Annotated in this window: 9 protein-coding genes; 6 read left to right on the top strand and 3 right to left on the bottom strand. The window is 55.4% G+C overall.

Annotated elements, in window-relative coordinates:
* Positions 1–46 precede the first annotated feature (46 nt).
* The 3 genes from ACOQPM_RS17910 to hisS all read right to left on the bottom strand — a co-directional run bounded on the left by ACOQPM_RS17910 (position 47) and on the right by hisS (position 3,209).
* The gene (locus tag ACOQPM_RS17910) at positions 47–925 is read right to left on the bottom strand and encodes a B-box zinc finger protein (protein WP_420631631.1); all 879 of its coding nucleotides are present in this window, start codon (positions 923–925) and stop codon (positions 47–49) included.
* 188 nt (positions 926–1,113) lie between these two features.
* Positions 1,114–1,944, bottom strand: coding sequence for an NAD(+)/NADH kinase (locus ACOQPM_RS17915; protein WP_420631632.1), 831 nt, complete (start codon positions 1,942–1,944; stop codon positions 1,114–1,116).
* Entirely contained in the window at positions 1,941–3,209 is a 1,269-nt protein-coding gene (gene hisS / locus ACOQPM_RS17920) for a histidine--tRNA ligase (RefSeq protein ID WP_420631633.1), read from the bottom strand. Before hisS ends, ACOQPM_RS17915 begins: the two co-directional genes overlap by 4 nt.
* Before the next feature lie 174 nt (positions 3,210–3,383).
* Between hisS and ACOQPM_RS17925 the strand changes: the two genes are divergently transcribed.
* From ACOQPM_RS17925 to ACOQPM_RS17950, 6 genes are all read left to right on the top strand, one after another.
* On the top strand, positions 3,384–4,034 hold the full coding sequence (locus ACOQPM_RS17925; RefSeq protein ID WP_420631634.1) for a phage holin family protein: 651 nt from the start codon (positions 3,384–3,386) through the stop codon (positions 4,032–4,034).
* Between the two features lie 201 nt (positions 4,035–4,235).
* The gene (locus ACOQPM_RS17930; RefSeq protein ID WP_420631635.1) at positions 4,236–5,522 is read left to right on the top strand and encodes an SWIM zinc finger family protein; all 1,287 of its coding nucleotides are present in this window, start codon (positions 4,236–4,238) and stop codon (positions 5,520–5,522) included.
* A complete protein-coding gene (locus ACOQPM_RS17935; RefSeq protein ID WP_420631636.1) occupies positions 5,519–7,060 on the top strand; it encodes a DUF5691 domain-containing protein in 1,542 nt (513 codons plus the stop codon). Before ACOQPM_RS17930 ends, ACOQPM_RS17935 begins: the two co-directional genes overlap by 4 nt.
* Positions 7,061–7,127: 67 nt before the next feature.
* Positions 7,128–8,207, top strand: a complete 1,080-nt coding sequence (locus tag ACOQPM_RS17940; protein WP_420631637.1) for an ATP-binding protein — start codon at positions 7,128–7,130, stop codon at positions 8,205–8,207.
* Positions 8,208–8,210: 3 nt separating this feature from the next.
* Positions 8,211–10,499 (top strand): DUF5682 family protein, encoded by a 2,289-nt coding sequence (locus ACOQPM_RS17945; protein WP_420631638.1) that lies wholly within the window; start codon positions 8,211–8,213, stop codon positions 10,497–10,499.
* Positions 10,500–10,537: 38 nt separating this feature from the next.
* Positions 10,538–11,770 (top strand): VWA domain-containing protein, encoded by a 1,233-nt coding sequence (locus tag ACOQPM_RS17950; protein ID WP_420631639.1) that lies wholly within the window; start codon positions 10,538–10,540, stop codon positions 11,768–11,770.
* The last annotated feature ends 48 nt before the right edge of the window (positions 11,771–11,818 follow it).

Genomic DNA, 11,818 nt, shown 5'->3' on the forward strand with positions numbered 1-11,818 from the left:
AGTGCAAATTTTTCTTCTTATTTAAAACTCACCATGTCATCCAACCTTATTTCATGTAAGAAAATAGCGCACCGCCTGCCACAAACAGGAAGATGCCTGGGCCAATGAATGCAAACAAGCTGCCAAATCCAGCAAAAATAAGAATTGGCAAGAGCCAAACGGCCGTTCCCAAAACCAACATGGCTACCATCACATGCGGCAAATAACGACCGCGCCGTCGTCCAATGGCCTGCTTGCTAAACTGACCGATAATCCGCCCCACAATGCCGCCCAAAAAAAGCGCACCAATATACACTATAAACCCACCACGAATGGCAAAGCGAGACACCAAATAGCCCGCTATCAAACTCAGCACCAGGCCAATGGCAGGTGCTATTACATAATCCAGGGTGGTGGCGTTGAAAAAGATCTCTTCTTTTTCGCGGATGCAGTCTGGGCAGCTATATCCTACTGGCGTTTTGATGGCGCAGCTACTGCAAATGGGTTTGCCGCAGTTGTAACACCGCAGCGATGTGGGTCTGTTGGGATGGCGGTAGCAAGCGAGTTCAAATTCTTCTTCAGCTTCGGTGGGAACGGCCGTATGCTCATGATCTATAAGCACTGTTTCAGGCTCTGGTTCCGGCTCCACTTCTTCCAGTTCTGGCGGTTCGATAGCCCATTCCGGCACTGGCTCGCCGCGCAGTTCTGCCAAAGCGCGCACCGCAGGCGCATAATCTGGCTCTAGCGATACGGCTTTTTTATATGCTTCCTTCTGTTGAGCCGCATCATTCAAAACCTGACCCAGCCCAAACCACCCTTCGGCCACATCCGGTGCTTCATCTAGCAGTTGCCGATAAAGCTGTTCTGCAGCCGCCTTTTTACCCGAATCAGCCACCTTGTTGGCTTGCCGCAGCAAAGAGCGTAATCGAGGGTCTTGTAATTCCATAAGCGTATCCTATTCAATAAATATGCAATTTCTCCAAGAAATCGCTAGGGTTTTTCAAAAGTCCCCATTCGTAGCCAATAAGACGCGGATGAACGCAGACGAGCGCAGATTAGAAGCAGTTTTCCGCGTCATCCGCACTTGTCTGCGTCCCAAAAAACTGAAAAGCCCTGAAGAAATCGCACATTTTCTTACCGTGAATAGCCCAGCCGCCCCATAAGCCGCCGATAAAAGTAGCCTCGGCTTTCTACACGGGCAAATTGGCAATCATTTTCCGATTTTGTAATGTAGACCACATCTTCATTTTCCAGCAAAATGCCGTCGGTGCCGTCTGGGGTGAGGTAGGCTTGATGATCCATTTGCACCGTAATGGCAATCTCTGCCTGCTCGTGAAAAATAATGGCGCGGTCAAAGGTGAGATGGGGTGCTACGGGCACCACCACAAAGTTTGGCAACTGGGGCGGCAACAACGGCCCACCAGCAGCCATCGAGTACGCTGTTGAACCAGTTGGCGTTGCTACAATGAGGGCATCAGCTGTGTAGTCGGTGACGTGGTCGCTATCCACATGCAGTTGAAAACGAACTACCCGCGCCTGACGGCCGCGCCCCACCACCACGTCATTCAGCACAGAAAAAGTATGTAAGATACGGTCGTTCCGCTGAATCCGTGCCGCTAACATCAGTCGGTTTTCAACCCAGCTATCACCAGCCAGCACCTTCGTCAACTTCTCTGGCCACTCATCCGGCTGGGCTTCACACAAAAACCCGACGCGCCCCAAATTGATGCCAAAAATAGGCACCCGGCATACCGATGAATAGCGAGCTGCCCGCAACAAAGAGCCATCACCACCCAGCACCACCAGCAAATCGGCCGTTGGCACCAGCTCCGCCAAACGCTGTTCGTCGTGGGAGGAGGCTTGCCAGGTAGCAATTTGATGCGCTGCTAACCACTGCTCAATCTGTGCAGCCAATGGCTGCGAGGCAGCGACTTTTGGGTGGTGGAGAATGCCAATTCGGTTCATTCAGCTTTTAAGAATGTGACAATATCGGCCAATTTGACAAGCTGCTGTTCACCGCCATCTAACGGCCGTACCATCACCGACTGCTGTTCGACTTCAGACTCACCCATGATGAGTACGTTTTGAATGTCGTGCTTGTTGGCTTCGCGCATTTGGCTTTTCATGCTACGCCGGTTGCGAGCAAAAGCCAACCGGGTGCCAATATTTGCCGCCCGTAGCTGAAACGCTAGCTGAACGGCCGCTTCTTTTGTTGCCCCGCCAAAATGCGCCACCAACGCGGTAGGCTGCTCCGGCGCAGGCGGTTCTAGCCCTGCTTCCTGCATTCCCAGCACAATGCGTTCGATGCCGCTGCCAAAGCCAACACCTGGCGTCGTGGGGCCACCTATGTCTTCAGCCAAGCCATCGTAACGCCCGCCGCCACAAACGGCCGCTTGCGCCCCAATGCCATCCGCCCATACCTCAAAAACCGTCTTGGTGTAATAATCAATGCCGCGCACCAGTCGGAAATTGATACTGTAGCTCTGATCCAGCGCATCCAGCAAGCCGCGCAAATCGGTAAAGTGGGTTTCGCAATCGTCGCACAAATGATCCACGATGTGCGGCGCGTCGGCCAGCAGATTATCCATGCCCGGCTCTTTGCTATCCAGCACCCGCAGCGGATTGCGGCTCATACGCTCCTTGTCAATTTCCGCCAGCTTGTCCAAGTGCCGATCCAAATAAGCAACCAGCTTTTCGATATAAGGAGGCTTGCAGGCGGGGCAGCCCGTGCTGTTGAGCTGGAAGGTTAATCCCTGAAAGCCCAATTCGCGGTACAAATTCATGGCCAGCAGCATCACTTCCACATCGGCGGCGGGGTCTGTCTCACCTAAAATTTCGCAGTTAAACTGGCTATGCTGCCGATACCGGCCTGCCTGCTGCCGCTCCCGCCGAAAGGCCGGGCCAATGGTATACAGCTTTACGGGCTGCGGCCAGCTAGACATCCCATTTTGGATGTACGCTCGCATAAACCCAGCCGTGAACTCTGGCCGCATGGTGATTGTTATACCGTCAGACTCTTCAACGGTGTACATCTCCTTCTGCACAAAAAAGTCCGACGCCTCGCCTACGCCGCGCTGATACAGTTCCGTATATTCCAAAATGGGCAAATCTACGCGCTGGAAGCCGTAGAGGCGTGCCAATTCAGTCGCTTTGCCAATAATCCAGTCCCAATAGCTCCAATCATCGGGCAAAACATCCTGCATCCCTTTGGCGCGTTGTATTGTGGTCAAATCTGCCTCCTTCGTAAATAGAGCATATTGCGTAGAAGATGACGGAATACGCAATACGATTTACATATTATAGCCACATCAAGGGGATTTTGTAATTTTCTCATGCTGCTCTGGACGGCTTTCTTGACCCATCCGTAAGTTCATCTTTAATGATGGATCGTTTACAATGAATCTATGGCAAATCAGAATTTTGTGGGCGGCAGCCTATCTATTTTGCGTGCTTTTGGCGGCTTTTTAATAGCACTTGGCCTGATTTTTGGAACGGCCTGGATATTCAATCGGAACGATGCCCATCGGTTTGCCGACGGTTACCGGGTAGAGGGCACGGTTGAACGCATTCATGAAGGGGAGCCGCCCATTGTGATGGTGACTTTTGTGGATAGAAACGGCCGTTCCCAAACGTGGCATCTGGAAAATATGACCCAATCTGTCCGCGAAACGCTGGCTGAGGGGGATGAGGTGGTGGCCGTGCAGATGCCGAATTCGCCATCGCGCATTATGCTGCTGGAGCAAATTGAAAATCGCCCCGATGACCGCAACGGTCTGATTATGACGGCCGTCTTTCTGCTGCCGGGACTGTTTTTGGTTTTACAACGACGGCCGTATGGCAACCAGGAAAATCAACAAAAAATGGCCACCCGGCAGCACCATTTGGCCAGTGGCAGCCTTTTTCTGTTCATGGGGCTCATCATGCTAATTGGCTTTTTTGCCACCGCGTTTGATGCCAACCTCCACTGGCTGGGCAAACTCATTTTTGGTGGGTTTTGCCTGCTAACCGGAAGTGGCATGGCGTTAGGCGGCTTGCGGGAGCTTTGGCTTGCCTGACAGCAGCCCACAAAACAGACCAGTAGCAAAATGTGACTCTTTGCCAACTTGTCTGTCCTATAAGGTGTTGCCGCAAAAGTTGCGGCCGCACAACATGCCAGTCGTGCGACTGCAACCAAATGGGAAGTGCTGCGTAAGGAACACCGTCTGGCATGATTGTGGAGAGTTACGATTATCTCCACCAGATGGATTTAGATTTTGATGGATTGGACCACAGAACAAATATTGGGTCTGGCACCTGACCAATTTACCCTCCGCGCCGGGCGTGGCCTGGCGAACCCCAAAAAGTGGATCGCCCTGCATCAGGCAGACGACATCATTTGGGGTATTCACCCGAACGGCCGTAGCAAAACCGGGGAAACGGCCGTTTACCTACCCACATTTACCACCCGCTGCACCTGTAAGAGCCGCAAATCACCCTGCCGCCATAGCCTGGCCTTGCTGCAACTATGGCAACAGCAAGCACACAAATTCACATCCCACAGCAAAAGTAAAACCATCAGCGCCTGGATACAGCGCGAAAAAATGGGGCAGTACGCCAGCATTGGGCCACAAGCCCAGGATTTGGCGCAGCTCAAAGCAGGGCTGCACGCGCTGGAGCTGTGGCTGCTGGATATGGTGCGGCACGGTTTGGCCCGCCTGCCAGAACGTCCCAAAACGTATTGGGATACAATGGCTCACCGCCTGGTAGATGCCCAGGCCGTCCTTTTGGCCCAGACAGTACGAAAAATTGCCCAAATTCCCAAGAAGCAACCCAATTGGCCAGAACAGCTACTGCAAGAAGTCGGCCGTCTTTTCTTGATTGTGCAAGGGTTTCGCAATTTTGATCAGCTTCCCCTCACGACCCAAACCGATTTGCAAACGGCCGTTGGCTGGCTACCCACCTTCCTTCCTACAGCAACCCATCAGACCGACCATTGGCTGGTGCTGGGCAGACAGCAAATAGATGTAGGCAACCATGTGCGCCACCTTACCTGGCTGTGGGGGCAGCAAACCAAAACGATCGCCCAGCTCATTGTGCAAACCCGCCAACAGCAGCCAGAAGGTATCTGGCTCCCCACAAACACGAACTGGCTGGGTACACTCAAATTTGCCCCCAGCAACTGGCCACAAATCGCCTCCCGACATGGGCAGCTTCAAGAATCAACCGCTGCTGCCGTTCCGCCACGCGGCTTTGCCACAGTGCGGGAAGCAGCTCAGGCATACACGCAAGCCCTGGCTGCCAACCCGTGGCTAGTGCACTTTCCCATTCTGCTCAACCAGGTGCAGCCAAGATTAACGGAAGCCGGTTGGCGCATTGAGGACGGCACAGGCACCTGGCTACCATTGCCAGAAAAATTCAGCTTTGGCTGGCAACTGATGGCGCTGGCTGGCGGGTCGCCTTCGTTAAGACTGTTTGGGGTGTGGAACGGCCGTTTCCTCCAACCACTTTCTATCAACCAAAATAATCAATGGCTCGATATTCATATTTGGCAAGGTGTAAAATGAGCAGTTGGCACGAAACCGTAAAAACAGCGCTGCTGGGAACCGACCGCGCAGAACTGCCGGTGCAATCGAGCCAGGGTGCTTTGGGGCAATTTGTGGCCCAACTGCCAGGGCAAGATGCGGCCGCCACCCTGCTCACGGTGGCTGGGGCGATGGCGCTACACCAGCAAACCGGCTGGCAACCACACCAGGCTGCCCCACCCAGCCCAACGCCTACCCAACCTGACCTGCCCCTTTGCCCGCCTGCGCTAGCCCACCAAATCGAGGCACTGCTCACCAGTTCAAACGCCTCCCTTTTGCCAGAAATGTTGGCGGCTTTCGCTCAAACTGGGCACCGCCTGCCTGAACATCTGCTGCCTATTTTGCTGGAAAAAGGGAACAAGCTTTGGCGGATACGGCCGTCTATCCTCCAAGTGATCGGCAAGCGGGGTCGCTGGCTGGCGGGGCAAAACCCAACGTGGCAATATGCCTCGCCTGAAATTGATCATTGGATGGGCCTGCTGAAAGCGTGGCAAACGGCCGTTCCGCCCAAACGTCAGGCCCTGCTGCGCCAAATCCGCACCATCCACCCAGAACGCGGCCGGCAGATTCTGGAACACACCTGGAAAAGCCACAACGGGATGGTGCGCCACCAAATTCTCAAAATTCTAGACATCAATCTAAGCCTGGCCGATGAGCCATTTTTAGAAGCCGCTCTGGATGACCGCAACCATCTGGTGCGTCGCGCCGCATCCGATTTACTAGCCAAATTGCCAACGTCCCGCCTGAGCCAACGAATGCAGCAACACGTTGCTGGGATTCTTAGCTGGGCACCTGGTCGCCCCCCAAAAATCAACGTGCGCTTGCCAAAACATATCCCCCCTGCCATGCTGCGCGACGGCGTACCGAACATCAAAGAAGAAGACCGCATGAAGCTAAGAAGCCGTCTATTGACGCAAATTATTAACCGGGTGCCGCTGACCCATTGGCAAGATTTATGGCAAAAAACGCCAGCGGAAATTGCCCAGGCAGCCAAAAACAGTGCCTGGCCGCGCACCTTAGCTTCCGCTTTTAGCACCGCTGCCATTCGCCAAAAAAACGCAGCCTGGGCCGAAGCGCTTATCGTTGCCAGCGAGTTCAATACATCCGCCGGGCGGCTGGTTCCCCTCCTGCCTGCGGATAGATGTTTTGCTCTCATGCAGCAGGCGGCCAAGCAATCCACGCAAATTATACGGCCGTCTCCTTTGCACATCTTTCTGCAACATTGGCAACAGCCCTGGTCTGTGGCAATGGGAGAATTTTGGCTGGATCTCTTCGCCCAACATTTGCAAGACGCTAACCAAAAGAAAGCGCCTGATCCTGCTATCGGCAACCTGTTCCGGCGGTTTGGGCAAAAATGTACGCCGGAATTGGCGGAAACGGCCGTTACCCAACTCACCAACATCCCTGGGCTCAACAGCGCCTGGCAAAAAACCATCACCTACGTCTGCCAAACCCTGCAACGCCGCCAAAACTTACTGGCAGAGATTGAAAAAATAAAACGAAACCCAGATGAACAGTGATTCACACAGATAATACAAAATCAGTGAAAATCTGTGTTTATCAGTGTCCACTTTTAGGAGAAGAATCATGGAGACAATTTTACGCGCTCACGCAGAGCAGCAGTTTGCCGCCGAGCTTTACGAACTGGAGGAAGCGGATCGCCGCCCCAAGCCCACCAACTGGCGGCTCTCCCCCTGGGCGGTGGCCACCTACATTTTGGGCGGCACGCTGGATAACGGTTTTGAAATCACGCCAAAATATATTGGCAACGGCCGTCTCATCGAAATCGCCATCGCCACCCTCACCACAGACCGCGCTCTGTTGCTGATGGGCATTCCTGGCACGGGCAAAACCTGGGTCTCTGAACACCTCGCCGCCGCCATTTCTGGCGACTCTACCCTGCTAGTGCAGGGCACCGCCGGAACCAGCGAAGAAGCCATCCGCTACGGCTGGAACTACGCCAGCCTCATCGCCAAAGGGCCAACTGCCGAAGCCCTCGTCCCCAGCCCCATCATGGTCGCCATGCGCGACGGGCAGCTTGCTCGCGTCGAGGAGCTCACCCGCATCCCCGCTGACGTGCAGGACGCGCTCATCACCATCTTGTCTGAAAAGCTGCTGCCCATCCCGGAGCTAAACCAGGAAGTGCAGGCGATCAAAGGATTCAACGTAATTGCCACCGCCAACGACCGCGACCGAGGCGTGAATGACCTCTCCAGCGCACTCAAACGCCGCTTCAACACCGTCGTCCTTCCCTTGCCCGCCACCGCCGAAGAGGAAGTAACCATTGTGCAGCAGCGGGTACACAGCCTGGGGCAAGCCCTGGAATTACCGGCTGAACCACCTGCACTGACCGAAATTCGGCGCGTGGTTACCATTTTCCGCGAGCTACGCCAGGGAATGACGGAAAGCGGCAAGGCAAAGTTGAAATCACCCAGCAGCACGCTTAGTACGGCCGAAGCCATTTCCGTCATCAACAGCGGTTTAGCACTGGCAGGTCACTTTGGCGATGGCACCCTTCGCGCTGGCGATTTGGCCGCCAGCCTCACCGGAGCCGTGGTCAAAGACCCCATCCACGATACCGTGATTTGGCGCGAATACCTGGAGACCATCGTGAAAGAGCGGGAAAATTGGGAAGATTTGTACCAAGCATGCCGCGCACTTGTGTAATTTATGTCACGAAAGATGGAACCCATGAAGCCACCACCATATTTACACCTCTTCCCCATCCGCCACCACGGGCCGGGTTCGGCGCGGGCGTTGCTAGATTCGCTACACGAATTAAAGCCGGATGCCATTTTGGTTGAAGGGCCGCCGGATGCCAACGAAATCATTCACTGGCTGGGGCATGAGGATATGGAGCCGCCCATTGCCCTGCTGGTGTACCGCCCCGACAAGCCAGAAGTTGCTGGTTCGTATCCCTTTGCCGAATTTTCACCAGAGTTTCAGGCGTTGCGCTACAGCGTGCAGCACAATATCGTGACCCGCTTTTTTGATTTGCCGCAGGCCACCATGCTGACCGCAGATACCCGACCGATGATGCCGGATACGGCCGTTTTCAACCAAATGGCCACTGCCGCAGGCCACCAGGATTATGAGCTCTGGTGGAACGCGCTCATTGAGCAGCGGCAAAACCGCAGTGACCTGTTCGCCGGAATTTTAGAGCTAATGACCGCCATGCGTGCTGCCGCTGAAGAAAATCCACCAACTGATTTGGACGAGAATACGGCCGCATCCCACGCCGACGCCAGGCAACTTGCCGAGCAGCGCGAAGCCCACATGCGCCGCGCCATCCGCCAGGCCCATACCGAAGGTTGCAAGCGAATTGCCGTGGTGTGCGGCGCGTGGCACGCCCCTGCCCTGTTGAATTTAGACACAAAAGCAGCCGATGACGATCTGCTGGCCAATCTACCCAGCGTAGCTGTAGAAACTGCTTGGGTGCCGTGGACATACGGCCGTCTCTCGGCGGCAAGGGGCTACGGTGCGGGTATTCGCGCCCCCGGCTGGTACCATCATCTGTGGCAGCAAGGGCGGCAGCAAGCCACACCCACCCACATGAGCATCGCCTGGTTAAGCCAGGTGGCCCACCTGCTGCGCGAGCAAGATTTAGATGCGTCCTCCGCCCACATCATCGAGGCGGTGCGCTTGGCGGAATCATTGGCGGCACTGCGCGGCTTGCCGGTTCCCGGTCTGCCAGAGCTAAACGAAGCCAGCCAGACGGTGCTTTGCTTTGGCGATGCTGCTCCAATGCAGCTTATCCAGCGGCAGCTTATTGTGGGCGAACGGATGGGTGCCGTGCCGCCCGATTCGCCCATGATTCCGCTCCAGCGAGATTTGCACCAGCAGCAGCGTCGCCTGCGCTTGCACCCAGAGCCAGAACCAACCACGCTCAATCTCGATTTGCGAAACGACACCCACCGGGAACGCAGCCAACTGCTGCACCGGCTCAATTTGCTCAACGTTCCCTGGGGCAAAACGATGCCCGTTCGGGGACAGTCTGGCACGTACCAGGAGGTGTGGCAGCTTGCCTGGCAGCCCGCCTTTGTGGTGCGGGTGATTGAAGCGGGCGTGTGGGGGAATACGGTGGAAACGGCTGTTACCAACTTTGCCACCGATCAAGCCCAACAAGCCCAGGATTTGCCTACGCTCACCCATTTGCTAGACCAGGCATTGCTGGCCGATTTACCAGCGCTGGTGGTGAATCTGCTCACGCGCATCGAGGCGCAAGCGGCCGTTACCAGCGACGTGCCTCACATGATGGACGCACTGCTGCCGCTAGCACGCGTTTTGCGCTACGGCGACGTGCGCCAAACCAATCCAGAAGTCGTGCGCCACGTCGTGGACACGCTCGTCACGCGCATTTGCATTGGTCTGCCCAGCACCTGCGCCAGCCTGGACAACGACGCCGCCGCCGAGATGCTGGACAAGATAACGGCCGTTCACAACGTCATCGCCACGCAGCAAAATCCAGACCATTTATCCACATGGGAAGAGACGCTACGCCAACTGGCCGACCAGCGGGGCATTCATGGACTGCTGGCTGGGAAATCAACGCGGCTTTTGTTGGATACGGCCGTTTTTACCCCAGACGAAGCAGCAACAAGATTAGAAAGAGTGCTATCTGGCAGGACTGCCAACCCAAGTCAGCTAGCGCAGATGGCCTTCTGGATCGAAGGCTTTCTCAAGGGCAGCGGCCTGCTGGTGCTGCACGACAAAACGCTGTGGCAACTGCTTGATGACTGGGTGATGCAGCTTGAGGCGGAGCGGTTCCAAACCATCCTGCCCCTGCTGCGCCGCACCTTTGCCACCTTTTCAGATGCCGCTCGCCAGCAGCTTATGGATCGGGTGCGTTTTGGCAATTCATTTTATCCAAATCAGGTTATTCACACCCCAACATTCGATGAGGAGCAGGCAGATAAAGTCTTGCCGTTAATCGCACAATTATTGGGAATTCACTCGTAGGGGCGACCCGGCGGGTCGCCCCTACCCACAAATGAAATATGAACGAAACACAAAACCCTTTCCAACCGTTCTTCTCCGCCGCCGAAGAACACGGCCGTCGCTGGCGACTTATTCTTGGCCAAACGCAAGAGGAGCAAGTTCAAGAAACGCAACCGGGCGAAGGTGATGGCCAGGGAGACGAACAGCAATCCCAAAACGACCTCTCTGAGCAAGATAGAGCGATGGACGATGCGCTAGAAGCGTTATACGGTGACAGCACCGATGGCGATCTCAGCGACTCGAACCCAGACATTGCTCGCTGGCTAGGAGACATCCGCAGCTACTTTCCCGCCTCGGTGGTGCAGGTGATGCAGCAGGATGCCCTCAACAAGCTCAATCTGCGCCGTCTGCTGAATCAGCCAGAATTTTTGGAAGCCATTGAGCCAGATGTGCAGCTCGTGGCCAATTTGCTGTCGTTGCGCCGGGTGATGCCCAGCAAAACAAAGGAAACGGCCAAAGAGGTAGTAAGAAAAGTAGTCGAACAGCTTTTGGAGCAGCTCACCTATCCACTAGAACAAGCCATCTCCGGCAGCCTCAACCGCGCCATCCGCACTCGCCGCCCGCGCCACAAAGAGATCAATTGGCAGCGCACGGTTCATACCAATTTGAAGCATTACCAGGTGGATCAAAAAACAGTGGTGCCAGAGACGTTGGTGGGATACGGCCGTAAACGCTCTGCCCTGCGCGATGTGATTATTGCCCTGGACAGCAGCGGCTCGATGGCCACATCCGTCGTTTATGGCAGCATTTACGCCTCGGTCATGGCCTCGATTCCAGCCCTGGCCACCAAGCTGGTAATGTTCGACACGAAGGTGGTGGATTTAACCGACCAGCTAGACGATCCGGTGGAGCTGCTATTTGGCCTAAAGCTGGGGGGTGGGACAAATATTGATCGGGCGCTGGGTTACTGCCAGCAGCTAGTCAGCCGCCCTCGCGACACCGTTTTGGTGTTGCTCACCGATTTATTTGAAGGGGGCAACAAGGCGAACATGATCCGTCGCGTGGCCACGCTGGTTGACGACGGGGTGGAAATTGTCACGCTGCTAGCTCTCAATGACCAGGGTGCGCCCCGCTTTGACCGGCAAATGGCGCAGGAGCTGGTGAATTTGGGCGTCCCGGCCTTTGCCTGCACGCCGCAGCTTTTCCCCGATTTGATGGGTGCGGTGCTAAACGGCCGTGACATCCGCCAATGGGCCGCCACCCACAACATCGTCACCGCGCCAGACAATTAAGTAGCACCGGGGGATGAATCCCCAGCAACTGATTACCGAAAACTGATA

It is taken from the genome of Candidatus Leptofilum sp. (assembly GCF_965223525.1).
GTDB lineage: Bacteria > Chloroflexota > Anaerolineae > Promineifilales > Promineifilaceae > Leptofilum.